Here is a 15,661-nt window from a genome sequence, read left to right as displayed (position 1 = left end):
AAAATCGTTCTGAACAAGCCGATAAAATGGAAAAATTTGGACGCTGACAGGTGGTAAATATTGAACGCTGTTTGACAACCCCTTGCAAATATGCGGCCGCATCGCATCGGATAGCGCGTGCTTCGCTGGGCTCACCGGTTGAGCGGGCACCGAACTCCAACATGACGGCGGGCGCGACATAGCCGGTGCCGGTGGCCAGCGGCGCGTAGTCAATGAACACTTTGTCGTCCTCGGCCCGCACGGTTGCCGGTAGGTCATCTTGTTCAAGATCGCGCTTGAGACGTGGCACGATCTCGGCGCCGACCCAGTCCGACAGACGCGCACGAATCTCCTTGCTCCATTTCTTCTCCTGGCTCTTGCTGGTTGGCAGTGGCGCATCCGCGTCACCCACCAGATCGGCGGCGATGGCGCGGATGTCGTAAGTCAGATCCACGTCTTCGGAGAAGCGCCGGATGACGCCATAGGCCTTCGACAAGGACGTGCCACCCTTGAATACCAAGTGGTCAGCGTAAGGGCCGGCAAAGAGGTGCCGCAGCGACCAGACTACCCAGATGTCTTTTTCCAGCAGATGGGGCAGCAGGCCCGATGTGTTCGCTGCGAGGTCGAGCGCCTCCAGGCGTTCGGCGGTGGATAGCTGGAAGAATTCAGCCATAGGCCACCAGGGCGCTGATTTCTTGGGCCATCCATGTCGGCAGGCGCGACCGCGCCGAAGCGACTTCTTTTAGTTCGGACGGTGGCAGTTTGGCGCGCAGCTTCTGGATCGCTTCCCCAGCTTTTTCCGGGCCTAGCCAAGCCAGTGCCCGCACCACCTCGCCCGCAGCTCGCCCAGGAAAAATCAGTTGCCAAATTGGCGCGTGTCGGAACTCAATCATCTGAGCGCCCAATTTCAGGCGGCGGCTGGGGCCGGACGTGAGATAGACCGCTCGCATCGGGACCTGCGTGGTCAAACCTAGCGCGTTGGCGGCGGCGGCACCGTGCGACACGATGGTTTCCCCACGCTGGTTTGCCAAGCCTTCGACCATCTTGACGGCCGACGGCGCGCGGGTGCCGAAGCGGCTTTCGACGGGCAGGACATAGATGCCGCGACCGGCGCGCAATAGGGTGCCGCGCTGCACCAAACGGGACAATACTTGATCCACGGCTGCGCGACTACCCAGGTGCAATAGTTCTTTGGCGACCAAAGGCGTACCCTCCGGCGCTCCGGTGGCGTGTTCCAAGATTTGTTTGGCGAGGGTCTGCATGGCGATATCTCCTGACTGGAAGAAGTATGAGGCTATTTCTGACACTTTTCAAGTCCCAAAGCTCGGGAAGGTAAAGTCGGACGAAGGATTGCGCCGCCTTCCAGTGCTCACCGCTTGTTCGAAATCAGGGAAATGTTGTATTTTGGAATCATTAGCCCAGCCTCACGGCATCGAGCTCTTCGGGAGTCACATTAAGCTGGAGCCGCCAACGTGAGAAAAATGCCCCCTCGGTGGGGAGCAGTGGATCAAGGCGCTGGTACGTTGCTGTCAGCATGCCGCGCAATGATTCCAGCGTCGACGCATCGGCCAGGCCATAGTGTTCCAGCAGATAGCCGAGGCGGCGCACGACGGCGCCGATGCCGAGGCGTCGCGCGTAATCCACCAGCCGCTCGACTTGCAGTACGTCCCGCTTCATCCACAAGCCCTTGGCGACTTCGGTAATGCCGCCGACAAATGCCGGGTGTCGGAGCCCGTCAACGATCGTGCGCTCCATGTCGCTGATCATCACGAAGCGTTCCTTGTCGATCCAGTGCTTAATGACCCCGAATTCTTGTTCCTCAGTGATGTGGATAAACCGAAAGTCATAGCCGCCGACCGTCTGCGGACGCACGCGCCGCGTACATGACACGTACACAGTGAAGTTCGGCTGCGTCACCATGCGGTGCAGTTCAAGCGCTGTGCCGTGCGACAGGAAGTAGGGCGCGGCACCGGCGAGTTCACGCGCGATCAGGTACGGGCTGTCGATGTGCTCAGTGGCCCGGCCGAGTTCGAAGGGGACGAGGTTGTACAAACCGGGCTTCAGTCGCGTCACCAAGCCTCGCTGTTTAGCCTTGTGCACGAGATTTCGGGCCGCCGCAGCCGACAGGCCGGTGATCGAACCCACATCCGCCAAAGTGAACGTAGACCGGCGCAGTTCATTCAGCTCAATGAGGAGTTGCGCTGCCCGTGGGCCTAGCGTCTTTGTTTGCAAGTGATATTTTGTGCTCAATTTGCGCCTCTAAAAGAAACGGAATGCGCAATAAATATAACATTTACGATATCTGGCGGCAAGCTTGTCTCCCCACGGGAAACGAATTCAGCGTAAAATGTAATGATAAAAATTCAATGGCGAAAGTCGCCATGGGACGCACCAAGAGTGAGTTGTTGGTGCAGGCGTGCCGTTGACCTTGGATTTCATGGTTTGGAACACTCTCGATGTATAGCGTTTGGTCATGAGAAATCGTTGCTTTATACTTGTTCCTTGAGAGGAAAAACGTAGGACGCAGTGGCTTCGATGGGCTTCCAGACCCCCTCGATAGTTGATGATTGATGTGGAAGAGTAGTCGCCGCACAAACCGAGTGCATCTCCCGCGCCAGTCAAAGCGCTTGTTTTTTGACGGTAAATATGACGGTAAATTAGATGTCCCATACAGAGAAAGCCTGTATTCATGCGGGTTTGCAGGCCTTGGAAACAATTGAGTGGGAATAACTGAATAAAAGTGAGCGAGTAGTTTTGTGACTTACAGCATCAAAGAAATTTTTTATACGCTACAGGGCGAAGGCAATCATGCTGGTCGCCCTGCGGTTTTTTGTCGTTTTGCCGGTTGCAATTTGTGGACGGGCAGAGAAGAAGACCGGGCAACGGCGATTTGCCAGTTTTGTGACACCGATTTTGTCGGAACCGATGGCGAGCGCGGCGGCAAGTTTAAACAGGCGCCAGAGCTGGCAGCGACGATCAATAACCTATGGCCGCAAGACTATGCCGCAAACAAATATGTCGTTTTCACAGGCGGCGAGCCTTTATTGCAGTTAGATACTGAATTAATCACCGCCATGCATGCAGTTGGTTTTGAAATCGCGATTGAAACCAATGGCACACTGCCAGTCCCGGAAGGCGTCGACTGGATTTGTGTCAGCCCTAAAATGGGTGCTGAACTGCTGGTACGCAAAGGCAATGAACTCAAAGTCGTGATCCCGCAACTGGGACAAAATATGCAGGCATATGCAGCATTAGATTTTCAGCATTACTTTGTGCAAGCGATGGACGGCCCGCAACAAGCCAAGAATTTGAAAATCGCTGTCGAATTCTGCAAGCAACATCCGCATTGGAAGCTCAGTTTACAAACCCACAAACTTCTTCAAATACCGTAATTTTTGTCATCTTCAGTTATCTTAGTTTAGGCCTTACATGCTCACCATCACAAGAAAAGTCGAATTCGATACCGGACATCGGATTCCTGATCACAACAGTCAATGCCGTAATTTGCACGGGCATCGCTACACTTTGCTCATCACATTGACCGGTGAAGTGGTGGAAAAAGATGGTGAGTCCGACAATGGCATGATTATGGATTTTAGCGACATTAAAGCGCTGGCAAATCAATATTTGGTCGATCTCTGGGATCACGCATTTATCGTGTACGAAAAAGATACCGTTGTCAGACAGTTTTTGGAAAGTATGCCCAATCACAAAACTGTGGTCATTGATCGCGTCCCGACGGTAGAAAATCTGGCGAAAATCGCTTTCGACATCCTCAAAGATGTCTATCATGATCGTTACGGACGTACTTTATCGCTCACCAAAGTAACGCTCTACGAAACACCCAATTGCTGGGCCGAGATTGACGGCTAAGCCAAATTCACACACTGCTCATTTCTCGTGACCTCGATCCTAACTGCCAGCGCGCAAGCAAGCAGTGACACTGATTTTATGCAACTCGCATTAATTCAGGCGCAAGTTGCCTGGGATTTGGGCGAAGTGCCAGTTGGTGCCGTATTGGTCAAAGACGGTGAAGTCATCTCTGTCGGTTACAACCATCCAATCGGCAAACACGATCCGACCGCACATGCAGAAATCATGGCTTTACGCGCTGGTGCCCAGATTTTGGGTAATTATCGGCTGCCAGGTTGCGAGCTCTATGTCACCTTAGAGCCCTGCGTCATGTGCGCTGGTGCCATGATGCATGCACGCTTGGCGCGAGTCATTTTTGGTGCTAGCGATCTAAAAACCGGTGCTTGCGGCTCGGTACTGAATTTGTTCGAGCAAGAAAAACTCAATCACCATACCAGCGTTACTGGCGGGCTAATGGCAGACAATTGCAGTAACTTACTCAAAGATTTTTTTGCCAGCCGAAGAGCCGCTCAGAAGAAAACGCCTGTGATTGATGCTTAAGATCGAGGACTAAGATTAGTTCAGTGAATTGCTTAGGTGAAATGTGATGTGAATAAATATACTTGTGGTAAGTATATATCGATCGTCCATATAATCATTGCGCATTAGGGCATATTTTCTATAAATGGTGGGGAGTATAGGATATTTGTTGTGATGTTTATTGCCCGAAAATGGATCGGTAGATCGCCTCTAAAACTGGTTGAAACTCTAATGTTTGCTCTGCATCCGATCAGAACTTTATGCTATATCCCAACCAGAATTTTGATTAGAATTTCAACGTCAACTCTAATTCCCATCAACTGATCGTCAGACCGGCAGATTTATCGCATATGACTATTTTTACTCGCAAAAACAATTCGGACTCCAAGCAAGATTCACGCAAACCAGGCATTGCTATTGTCGCTGCCAGTGGTTGTGCGAATGATGAGCCAGGCGTAGTGCGTGGCTTGCAAGTCCTACGAGATCGCGGATTTGAGGTTTATAACTACTATCAGCCAGATAAAAAATTCCAGCGTTTTGGTGGCACTGATAGTCAACGCGCAGCGCAATTGCATGACGCGGCTGACAATCCTGATGTCGATATCATCATGGCCTTGCGTGGCAGTTACGGCTTATCGCGTCTGCTGCCACATCTGGATTATAAAAAATTAGTCTCTAGCGGAAAATGCTTTGTTGGCTATAGCGATTTCAATGCGCTGCATCTGGCTTTGCTATCGCAAGGTCATCAAGCGAGTATTTCTGGCCCGATGTTGTGTGATGATTTTAGTCGTGAAGATCTGAGTGAGTTTACTCTACAGAGCTTTTTTAATTGCATCAAAAATACGCATCATCATGTTGAGTTTGATACCAACGCTTCGCCAGAATGTGATGTGGCAGGGACGCTGTGGGGTGGAAATTTAGCAATGCTGACGCATCTGGCCGGTACGCCGTATTTCCCCAAAATCGACAATGGTATTTTATTCGTAGAAGATATCGCAGAGCATCCTTATCGGGTAGAACGCATGATGTTGCAACTGCATTTTGCTGGTGTATTGGAACAGCAATCTGCGATTGTATTTGGCGATTTTTCTGGATACAAATTAGCCGCGCATGACAATGGCTACAACTTTGAACAGATGATTCAATTTCTGCGCGAAACCGTAAAGGTGCCCATCATCACGGGATTGCCGTTTGGTCATATCAAAGACAAAGCGTCGTTAGTGATTGGCAGCCAGGCCAGTCTATTGTGCCAGCGGGGCAAGGTCAGACTTGAGATGCACTATGAGTTTTAGCATTGACTTTCGCTTTGATTGTAGATACTGCATGTAAGTATATTTTAATCGTCTAGGTAAATTATGGGCTAGCAGCGATATTTGGAGAAAATATAGGGGAGTATATTGATCCTTTCAATTTCTTAATAGCGAAAATTTAAAGACGCAACAAATAAAAGAGAGAGAAGTGTTAGTGCGCTAAGACAATAAAAAAGCCGTCAAATGATTGACGGCTTTTTCTTTAAGCAAAAGGCTTTTTAATCCCCTGCGTAAATATCGTTATCTTTTGTTTCTTTTACAAACAAGACGCCGATTACGAATGTGATTAAAGCGAAGATGATCGGGTACCACAGACCGTAGTAAATATCACCTTTATAAGCTACCAGCGCAAATGCGGTGGTCGGCAATAAACCGCCAAACCAGCCGTTACCAATGTGGTAAGGCAATGACATCGATGTGTAACGAATACGGGTAGGGAACATCTCTACCAGCATTGCAGCAATCGGGCCATATACCATCGTCACATATAGAACTAGTATGAAAAGAAGGCCAAGAATCATCCACCAATTGCCCGAAGCAAAAGGGATCGGATCAGCTTTAGCTGGATAGCCTGCAACTTTGATTGCTTCTGCAACAGCTTTCTTGAACTCGGCTTCTTTCTTTTTACTGTCGGCGTCAAAATTACGTCCATCGGGAGTCAGCACAGCATTAAACGATGGAACTTCTTTGTCACCTAATCTAATCACTGCCAGGCTACCAGCAGGTGCTGCGACGTTCGCGTAGTTTACTGAACTAGTGGAAAGCACTTGCTTCGCGATATCGCATGAAGAGATAAATTTAGTCTGACCAGTTAAGTTGAACTGAAATTGGCAAGATGCGGGATCGGCATATACTGTAACAGGTGAATTTTGCAATGCTTTTTCTAATGCTGGATTGCCGTAGTGAGTCAAACCACCAAATATTGGGAAATAAGTCAAAGCAGCAATCAGACAGCCACCTAAGATAATAGGTTTGCGTCCAATTTTGTCAGAGAGTGATCCAAAAATGAGGAAGAATGGTGTGGCAAGCAACAAGGACGCAGCGATTAATATGTTTGCCGTTGCGCCATCAATTTTCAAAGTTTGCGTCAGAAAGAACAAAGCATAGAATTGGCCTGTGTACCAGACTACTGCCTGTCCCATAGTCAATCCAACCAAAGCAAGAATAACAATTTTCATGTTTTTCCATTGGCCAAATGCTTCTGTCAAAGGCGCTTTAGAGGTCTTACCTTCTGCTTTCATTTTGGCAAAAGCAGGTGACTCATTCATGGATAAGCGAATCCAGACTGAAACACCCAGTAAGATGACGGATACCAAAAACGGAATGCGCCAGCCCCAGGCAGCAAACGCATCCTCACCTATGGCAGTGCGAGTGCCCAGAATTACTAACAAGGATAAGAACAACCCCATTGTTGCTGTGGTTTGGATCCAGGCAGTGAATGCACCGCGCTTGCCATGCGGCGCATGTTCTGCCACATAGGTTGCCGCGCCGCCGTATTCACCGCCGAGTGCCAGACCTTGCAAGATTCGTAAAGTTACCAAGATGATCGGAGCGGCCATACCTATTGAAGCGTAATTTGGTAGCAGACCAACGACGAAGGTTGAGCCACCCATGATCAGGATCGTGACCAAGAAGGTATATTTACGACCAATCATATCGCCCAAGCGGCCAAACACCAGTGCGCCAAAAGGTCGAACGATAAAGCCAGCCGCGAAAGCCAGCAAAGCAAAAATAAATGCCGTATTGGGATCGGTGCCTGCAAAGAACTGTTTTGCAATGATGGCTGCGAGTGAGCCATACAGATAAAAGTCGTACCATTCAAATACAGTACCGAGGGAAGACGCGAAAATTACTTTACGCTCTTCAGCCGTCATACTGCCTGACGCTACTGGTCCTGTCGCCATGCTTGTCTCCTGTTTTATTTTAAAGTTGTAAGCAAAAACTAGCTTTACGGAATAGAAAATTTGTAAAGCTTACTTTTAGCGTGGTTGAGTGTGCAGTCTGAAACTTACGGCATGCTTTCTTGAAACTTACAGAACCTTACGAAGAAGGGCGATGTGGACGACGAGGACGACAGGGATGAATTTGTATTCACCAGTTTATAAGGTGAATTTGTGTGGTTTTACCTGCTCAAAATAAGTTAAAATTTTTGCGAACGGTCGTACTAAAAATATGCTATTCTCATATTCAGTTATTTTTGCGTGATGCTTTTGTACCTGGCCTGGTACCGAAATTGACTAACAATCGGGCGCATAATAATGTCCCGTTATCGATTGTAAAATCACTCTTAAAGTCAGTTTTTAAATCGGTTTTAAAGTTGGCAGAAGCGTCCAGAATATTAAGTATGTCCAGTTTGTAGCAATGATCGATTTACCCAAATTAAAAAAATTACCTAAATAGGAGACTCACATGACTGATGCAGTTATCGTATCCACCGCACGTACCGGCCTAGCAAAATCCTGGAAAGGTGCTTTCAATATGACGCATGGCGCCACGATGGGCGGTCATGTCCTCAGTGCTGCGATTGAACGCGCTAAGATTGAAGCTGGCGAGGTGGAAGACGTCATCATGGGATGCGCCACACCGGAAGGCGCAACTGGCAGCAATATCGCCCGCCAGATCGCATTGCGCGGTGGTTGCCCGGTCACGACTGCCGGTATGACAGTCAATCGTTTTTGTTCCTCTGGCTTGCAAACCATCGCTCTGGCAGCCCAGCGTATTATTGCCGGTGAGGGCGATGTTTATGCTGCTGGCGGCGTTGAGTCAATTTCTTGCGTACAGAACGAAGCTAATAAACACATGATCGTTGAAACCTGGTTGAAAGAGCACAAGCCAGAAGTTTACTGGCCAATGCTGCAGACAGCAGAAACCGTCGCCAAGCGTTACAACATCGGCCGTGATCGCCAGGATGAATACGGTGTGCAAAGTCAATTGCGTGCCGCCGCTGCACAAGCCGCTGGTTTATTTAATGCAGAAATCGTTCCGATGACGACCATCATGGGTGTGGCTGACAAAGCCACTGGTATGTTGGTCAGCAAAGAAGTCACGATCTCTTCTGATGAAGGTATTCGTGCAGATACAACGCTGGAAGCGGTATCTAAAATCCGTTCCGCGTTGCCAGGCGGCGTTATCTCTGCCGGTAACGCAAGTCAATTTTCTGATGGTGCCTCCGTCGCGATTTTGATGAACAGCAAATTAGCAGAAGCCAAAGGTCTGCAACCATTGGGTATTTTCCGTGGGTTCGCCATCGCAGGTTGTGAGCCAGATGAAATGGGTATTGGTCCGGTCTATGCGATTCCAAAATTACTGAAAAAAGCGGGTCTCAAAGTAGAAGATATCGGCTTGTGGGAATTGAACGAAGCCTTTGCCGTGCAAGTTTTGTATTGTGCAGACAAGCTTGGTATTCCAATGGATAAACTCAATGTCAACGGTGGTGCGATTGCGGTAGGCCATCCTTATGGCGTATCCGGTGCACGTTTGACTGGGCATGCTTTGATCGAAGGTAAACGCCGTGGCGCAAAATTTGTTGTGGTAACCATGTGTATCGGTGGCGGTCAAGGCGCGGCTGGCTTGTTTGAAGTGGTGTAATTGCTGAGCGACTGATTAGCTTTACTACCTTTCACGGTATAAAAATAGAACCTACGCAAAATTGTCCCGGCAAGGCGTAGCGACGAAGATAGTACTTTAGTACAGCTAGGAGCTACAACGCAGCCGGGGCGTTTTTGCGTAAGTCCTAAAAAATAAAGACGAGTAAGACGGGAGTAATCTGTCTTGCTTTTTTTAAAAGGACGATCCGTCGTCCTGCCAACGTCCAACATCTGATATCCGATCCGCTATGCAATCAAAAATCATCCCCCGCCGCGACCTCGATTTTTTGCTGTATGAATGGCTGAATGTCGAATCCTTAAATCAGCGCGAGCGTTTTGCTGACCACACCCGAGAAACCTTCAATGCTGCGCTCGATACCTGCGAGCAAATCGCCACTGAGTTATTCGCCCCGCATAATAAAAAGAACGATCAGAACGAGCCGCATTTTGATGGTGAAGTCGTACACATCATCCCAGAGGTAAAGACGGCGCTCAACGCGTTTTGCGAAGCGGGTTTGATGGCTGCGGGACAAGATTTTGAACTGGGCGGCATGCAATTACCCTGCGTAGTCGAGAAGGCAGGTTTTGCCTACTTTAAAGGTGCCAACGTTGGTACTTCGTCTTATCCATTTCTGACGATTGGCAATGCCAATACCTTGATGAAATGCGGTACACCAGAGCAAATTGAGCTGTTCGCCAAACCGATGTTGGAAGGCCGCTTCTTTGGCACGATGTGTTTGTCAGAGCCGCAGGCAGGGTCCAGTTTGTCCGATATAGTCACTCGCGCAGAACCTCAGGCCGATGGTAGTTATCGCCTGACCGGTAATAAGATGTGGATCTCTGCTGGCGAGCATGAATTATCGGAAAATATTATCCATCTAGTACTCGCCAAAGTGCCAGATGAGAACGGCAAACTGATTCCAGGTGTTAAAGGGATTTCTCTTTTTATCGTCCCTAAAAAACTCGTCAATGCAGACGGTTCATTAGGTGAGCGCAATGACGTTGTGCTGGCTGGCTTAAACCATAAAATGGGCTATCGCGGCACCACCAATTGCTTGCTCAATTTTGGCGAAGGTAAGTTCAAGCCGGAAGGCAAAGCAGGCGCAATCGGCTATCTGGTCGGTACCTTGCATAAAGGTCTCGCTAATATGTTCCACATGATGAATGAGGCGCGTATTGGTGTTGGTCTGGGTGCAGTTATGCTTGGTTATACTGGCTATCTGCATTCACTGGACTATGCACGAAACCGTCCGCAAGGGCGCAATCCGCAAGCCAAAGATCCTGCTACGGCGCAACTGCCTATCATTCAACATACCGATGTCAAACGGATGTTGCTGGCGCAAAAAGCGTATGTCGAAGGTGGGCTTGCACTGAATTTATATTGCGCTCGTCTGGTAGATGAGGAACGCAGTGCGACAAATCCAGCGGCACGCGCCAACGCCTTATTGTTACTGGATATCTTGACGCCTATCGCTAAGTCCTGGCCCTCACAATGGTGCCTGGAAGCGAATAATCTGGCGATTCAAATCCACGGCGGATATGGTTATACGCGTGAATACAACGTGGAGCAGTTCTATCGCGACAACCGCTTAAATCCGATTCATGAGGGTACGCACGGCATACAAGGTCTGGATTTATTGGGACGTAAAGTTGTCATGCAAGACGGCGCTGCATTACAAGCACTCGGTGCGGAGATGCAAGCGACAATCACTCGTGCAGCCGGTCATCCGGAGTTATCTGACTATGCCCAACCCTTGTCGCTGGCTTTACGTCGCATTGCGATGGTCACACAGCAGTTATATGCTGCCGGTGATTTGAATAAAACACTGGCAAATGCGTCCCTTTATCTGGAGGCATTTGGTCATACCGTCGTCGCCTGGGTATGGTTAGAGCAAGCGCTGTTGTCGGTTGGAAAAGAAACCCATCACGACGCTAATTTCTACGCAGGAAAACTGCAAGCTTGTAAATATTTTTATCAGTGGGAACTACCAAAAGTCCATCAACAATTAGATTTACTGGCGAGTCTGGATACGACGACTTTAGATATGCAAGACGCCTGGTTTTAAAAAATATTAGCTCAAAAATAGATTAAAAATAATCGGAGACAAAGATGAAAACAGTACGCACCTCACAACAATTATTCGACCTCAAAGGTAAAACCGCCTTAATCACTGGCGGCTCTCGTGGATTAGGTTTACAAATGGCAGAGGCATTGGGCGAGCAGGGTGCCAAACTGGTGCTGTCTTCACGCAAACAATCGGATCTGGACGAGGCGGTCGCGCATCTGAAAAGCAAAGGCATAGACGCCAGCGCGATTGCTGCTGATCTGGGCAAAGACGGTACCGTAAAACCGCTGGTCGATGAGGCATTGGCGCGCCTTGGTCATATTGATATCCTCATCAATAATGCTGGCGCAACCTGGGGCGCTCCGGCAGAAGATTATCCGGTTGAGGCATGGGATAAGGTGATGAACCTCAACATCCGCAGTATCTTTTTGTTGTCGCAAGAAGTCGGCAAGCGCTCGATGATTCCTCGCAAATACGGTCGCATTATCAATGTCGCCTCTATTGCTGGTTTGGCGGGCAACGGACCCGGCACCATGCAGACGATTGCCTACAATACGTCCAAAGCGGCAGTCATCAATTTCACTCGCACTCTGGCTGGTGAATGGGGCGTACATGGCATTACTGTGAATGCCGTCGCACCGGGATTTTTTCCGTCCAAAATGACGAAAGGAATTCTGGAAAATCTGGGAGAGGAAAAACTCTCCAAAGAAGCTCCATTACAACGTATTGGTGACGATGAAGATTTAAAAGGCGTTGCCTTATTGTTTGCCTCTGATGCAGGTAAACATATCACTGGTCAAACCTTGGCAGTCGATGGTGGAGTCTCTGCGGTTTAATGCACGCAATTTGAAAACTGAGTCTGAAAACCGACTATTGAATGCAGTTCACAATCCAAACACAGTCGCTCCATTTATTGCTGTGTTTTGTATTCTGCATTCTGATAATTCATTTTTAGAAATGCTCAGAGGGCTGCACTGTGACTGTGCTAAGTCCCGACAATATAACCGGAGATCAGCATGAGCTTGTCTACTACTGAGTCGAAAAAAATTGCAGAAGGTCATTCACATACCGTGACACAGGTTCAGGATGAATCTGCCAGCAATGGTGTTCCGATCCCGCAGCCTACTTCTGCACTCAATCCCTTCCTGCATGATCTTGGAGTTGAATTTTTAGAGATGGACGGGGGTAACGCCAAACTCACTTTAGATTTAACCGAGCGCCATATGAACAGCTGGCAAATCGTCCACGGCGGTGTACTCATGACCATGCTGGATGTGGTGATGGCAATGGCCGGACGATCCTTGTGCGAAGATTTAAAAGGCGTAGTCACGGTTGAGATGAAAACGACTTTTCTGCAACCGGGCGGGATTACTGGCGGCCATATCGAAGCGCGAGGTCATGCTTTTCATCGGTCAACGACCATGTGTTTCTGCGAAGGCGAAATCTGGAACGGCGACAAATTGGTGGCAAAGGCAATGGGTACGTTTAAATACTTACGCCGCTTGAAATCGGGTGAAAATATGAAGAAGCTCTATGGCAGCGACTGACTGAGTGAATGAGTGAGTGATTTAGTTTTTAAAAATATCTGGTTAGCGAGTCAATCTACATTGGTAAAACTCATCTCCTGCCAGCGGGAGAAGAGGGAGTTAATCGCTGATTTGACGCGCAATAGTTATTCGGATGCAGATGTTTAAGTTGGTGAATTATAAATATACTGAGGTGGGGTATTTTTATTCGTCCATATAATCATTGGACGATAAGCCATATTTTAATAAAATCGGGGGGAGTATGTGAATTTCCCCTTTATATTGATCTTATATTTTCTCGATTAACTTTACCAAAGTTCAACCAAAGTTCAACCAAAGTCAGACCAAAGGTATAAGCAAATTAAGTGTCAGCAGGTCCTAATAAATCCAACAGTAAAAACACAGAATGGAAACAGGAGACAGCATGCCCACAACAAAAAGAATACAAAGAACGCGTCAGAAATCATCAATCGCATCGGGCTTTACAATCGCGGCGAAGTTACTCATTGGCGGACTCATGACAACAGCAATCAATACCGCAATCGCACAAACGGCTTTACCTGATCCAGCCAGCACCGATCCAAAAACGCTAGGCTGGATGCAAGGTTTCCCACCCGCGCCAGACAAAGTCGTTAAATTTAGTAACGGCAGTAACTACCAGTTTCCCCGCACCCGTTGGTCGTTTTCGCATGGGCGTGAGTTAGGTCCAACAGCAAACGTCTGGCATGGCACGCTGGCTGCGTCCCCCTTGCCGCAAGCATTGGTCGATCTGGATAAAGTCTCTTTTGTTGATGACAAGGGCGCCAATGCGACCTGGGCCGATATGCTCAACAATACCTATACCGACAGCGTTTTGGTCATGCACAAAGGTCGTATCGTGTATGAGAAATACTTTGGTATCAGCAAACCGCAGTTGCCGCATATCGCTATGTCCGTGACCAAGTCTTTTGTTGGTACTTTGGCTGCAGCAATGTCGGTTGAAGGTAGCCTGGATTCTACTGCGCTGGTGACCAAATATCTGCCTGAATTAAAAGAGTCCGCTTATGGCGATGCTACAGTGCGCCAAGTCATGGATATGACGATTGGTGTGCAATATTCTGAGAATTATGCCGATCCGAAAGCCGAGATTTGGGATTACGCCAGAGCCGGTGGTTTGTTGCCGACAGCACCAACGTATGATGGTCCCAGAACCTTTTATGATTTTCTGGTTAAGCTGAAAAAAGAAGGTCAACACGACGATGCCTTCGCCTATAAAACAGTAAATGCAGAAGTGCTGGCATGGATCATCAAGCGTGCCAGCGGCAAATCGCTGGCGGATTTATTGTCTGAACGTATCTGGCAAAAATTAGGGGTAGAAAATGACGCCTATTTTGCAGTCGATAGCATTGGTACCGAGCAGGGCGGTGGTGGTCTCAATCTTGGCTTGCGCGATATGGCACGGTTTGGCGAGATGATGCGTTTGGACGGCAAGTTTAACGGACAGCAAATTATTCCTAAAGCTGCCATCGATGATATTCGCAAAGGTGGTGATCAGGCCAAATTTGCTAAAGCTGGTTACGCCACTATCCCCGGTTATTCGTATCGCAATATGTGGTGGATAGGTCATAACAGTCACAAAACCTTTGAAGCACGCGGTATTCATGGTCAACGTATTTACATTGATCCGGTGGCCGAAATGGTCATCGTTAAATTTTCTTCTCACCCCATCGCTGCCAATGGCGCAAGTGACCCCATCACTTATCGCGCTTTTCAGGCAGTCGCTAACCAATTAATGAAATGAGATCAACATGAGCACAACAACTTATCAACGTATAGTCCTCGCATCCCGTCCAAAAGGGGAAGTTCAGCCAGATAACTTTCGTCTGGAGACAGTCCCTGTTCCAGAGATCAAAGACGGAGAAGTCTTGATCCGCAATCACTTTATGTCACTCGATCCGTATATGCGTGGTCGCATGGAAGAGTCGAAAAGCTACGCGGTCCCACAAGCCATTGGCGAGACCATGATCGGTGGCACCGTGGGCGAGATCGTCGCGAGTAAAAATCCTCAGTTTGCCGTCGGCGATAAAGTCGTTGGCATGTTGGGCTGGGCAGAGATGGGCGTATCCGACGGCATCATGTTGCGCAAAGTCGATACGACGCATATTCCGTTGTCGGCGTATCTCGGCTCTGTCGGTATGCCAGGGATGACCGCCTGGTACGGTCTAACACAAATCATTCATCCTAAAAAAGGTGAGACGGTCGTAGTCTCCGCAGCCAGCGGCGCGGTCGGTAGTGTGGTCGGCCAGTTAGCTAAACAAATGGGCTGCCGTGTCGTCGGTATCGCCGGTGGCGCAGAAAAGTGCGCTTATGTTGTCAACGAATTAGGCTTTGACGCCTGCATCGATTACAAAGCCGGTAACTTAGAAGCCGACCTCGCAGCAGCGACGCCAGATGGTATTGACGGCGTGTTCGAAAACGTCGGCGGTGAAGTATTCGACGCTAGTCTGGCACGCATGAATCAATTTGGTCGTGTTGCCCTATGTGGCATGATCGCCGGGTACAACGGTGAAGCAATTTCTATCCGTAACGCGCGGGTATTCTTGACCATGCGTGTCACTTTACGCGGCTTCATCGTGTCAGAACATATTGACATGTGGCCACAAGGCTTGAAAGAACTGGGCACGCTGGTTGCTACCGGCAAACTCAAATTCCGTGAATCGATTGCACCAGATTTGGCTGGCGCACCAGAGGCATTTATTGGTTTGCTCAAAGGTAAAAACTTTGGTAAGCAGTTGGTGAAGTTGGTGTAACGGGTCTAACGG

General features: G+C 48.7%; 14 protein-coding genes. 10 read left to right on the top strand and 4 right to left on the bottom strand.

The window, feature by feature from the left end:
- The 3 genes from QN395_RS17915 to QN395_RS17905 all read right to left on the bottom strand — a co-directional run.
- The coding region (locus QN395_RS17915; RefSeq protein ID WP_323492473.1) for a nucleotidyl transferase AbiEii/AbiGii toxin family protein at positions 1 to 652 on the bottom strand (652 nt) is incomplete at its 3' end.
- Positions 645 to 1,241 carry a DUF6088 family protein gene (locus QN395_RS17910; RefSeq protein ID WP_323492474.1) on the bottom strand — a complete coding sequence of 199 codons (597 nt, stop codon included), beginning with the start codon at positions 1,239 to 1,241 and terminating at the stop codon, positions 645 to 647. The genes QN395_RS17915 and QN395_RS17910, both read right to left, overlap by 8 nt.
- A gap of 151 nt (positions 1,242 to 1,392) precedes the next feature.
- Positions 1,393 to 2,229: a type IV toxin-antitoxin system AbiEi family antitoxin domain-containing protein gene (locus QN395_RS17905; protein WP_323492475.1), complete on the bottom strand. Its 837-nt coding sequence runs from the start codon at positions 2,227 to 2,229 to the stop codon at positions 1,393 to 1,395.
- A gap of 506 nt (positions 2,230 to 2,735) precedes the next feature.
- Between QN395_RS17905 and queE the strand changes: the two genes are divergently transcribed.
- From queE to ldcA, 4 genes are all read left to right on the top strand, one after another.
- Positions 2,736 to 3,371: a 7-carboxy-7-deazaguanine synthase gene (gene queE / locus QN395_RS17900; RefSeq protein ID WP_322118378.1), complete on the top strand. Its 636-nt coding sequence runs from the start codon at positions 2,736 to 2,738 to the stop codon at positions 3,369 to 3,371.
- Between the two features lie 37 nt (positions 3,372 to 3,408).
- Complete coding sequence (gene queD, locus QN395_RS17895) at positions 3,409 to 3,852, top strand: 6-carboxytetrahydropterin synthase QueD (protein ID WP_322118379.1); 444 nt, start codon at positions 3,409 to 3,411, stop codon at positions 3,850 to 3,852.
- A 27-nt stretch (positions 3,853 to 3,879) separates the two neighbouring features.
- Positions 3,880 to 4,392 (top strand): tRNA adenosine(34) deaminase TadA, encoded by a 513-nt coding sequence (gene tadA / locus QN395_RS17890; protein WP_322118380.1) that lies wholly within the window; start codon positions 3,880 to 3,882, stop codon positions 4,390 to 4,392.
- 329 nt (positions 4,393 to 4,721) lie between these two features.
- Positions 4,722 to 5,663, top strand: a complete 942-nt coding sequence (ldcA, locus tag QN395_RS17885; protein ID WP_322118381.1) for a muramoyltetrapeptide carboxypeptidase — start codon at positions 4,722 to 4,724, stop codon at positions 5,661 to 5,663.
- 236 nt (positions 5,664 to 5,899) lie between these two features.
- On the opposite strand, the gene QN395_RS17880 is transcribed toward ldcA, so the two are convergent.
- Positions 5,900 to 7,585, bottom strand: a complete 1,686-nt coding sequence (locus tag QN395_RS17880; protein WP_322118382.1) for an MFS transporter — start codon at positions 7,583 to 7,585, stop codon at positions 5,900 to 5,902.
- A 505-nt stretch (positions 7,586 to 8,090) separates the two neighbouring features.
- On the opposite strand from QN395_RS17880, the gene QN395_RS17875 reads away from it, so the two are divergent.
- The 6 genes from QN395_RS17875 to QN395_RS17850 all read left to right on the top strand — a co-directional run bounded on the left by QN395_RS17875 (position 8,091) and on the right by QN395_RS17850 (position 15,649).
- Positions 8,091 to 9,269 (top strand): acetyl-CoA C-acyltransferase, encoded by a 1,179-nt coding sequence (locus tag QN395_RS17875; RefSeq protein WP_322118383.1) that lies wholly within the window; start codon positions 8,091 to 8,093, stop codon positions 9,267 to 9,269.
- Positions 9,270 to 9,516: 247 nt separating this feature from the next.
- Entirely contained in the window at positions 9,517 to 11,334 is a 1,818-nt protein-coding gene (locus tag QN395_RS17870; RefSeq protein ID WP_322118384.1) for an acyl-CoA dehydrogenase, read from the top strand.
- 44 nt (positions 11,335 to 11,378) lie between these two features.
- Positions 11,379 to 12,170, top strand: a complete 792-nt coding sequence (locus tag QN395_RS17865) for an SDR family oxidoreductase (protein WP_322118385.1) — start codon at positions 11,379 to 11,381, stop codon at positions 12,168 to 12,170.
- 180 nt (positions 12,171 to 12,350) lie between these two features.
- On the top strand, positions 12,351 to 12,881 hold the full coding sequence (locus tag QN395_RS17860) for a PaaI family thioesterase (RefSeq protein ID WP_322118386.1): 531 nt from the start codon (positions 12,351 to 12,353) through the stop codon (positions 12,879 to 12,881).
- Positions 12,882 to 13,377: 496 nt separating this feature from the next.
- Positions 13,378 to 14,640 carry a serine hydrolase gene (locus QN395_RS17855; protein ID WP_322121558.1) on the top strand — a complete coding sequence of 421 codons (1,263 nt, stop codon included), beginning with the start codon at positions 13,378 to 13,380 and terminating at the stop codon, positions 14,638 to 14,640.
- Positions 14,641 to 14,647: 7 nt separating this feature from the next.
- Complete coding sequence (locus QN395_RS17850) at positions 14,648 to 15,649, top strand: NADP-dependent oxidoreductase (RefSeq protein WP_322118387.1); 1,002 nt, start codon at positions 14,648 to 14,650, stop codon at positions 15,647 to 15,649.
- Positions 15,650 to 15,661 lie beyond the last annotated feature (12 nt).

Source organism: Undibacterium sp. RTI2.2, from assembly GCF_035018705.1.
Taxonomy (GTDB): Bacteria; Pseudomonadota; Gammaproteobacteria; order Burkholderiales; family Burkholderiaceae_D; genus Undibacterium.
Note: the sequence above shows the minus strand (reverse complement) of the source record. Positions and strands in the feature narration are given on the sequence as shown.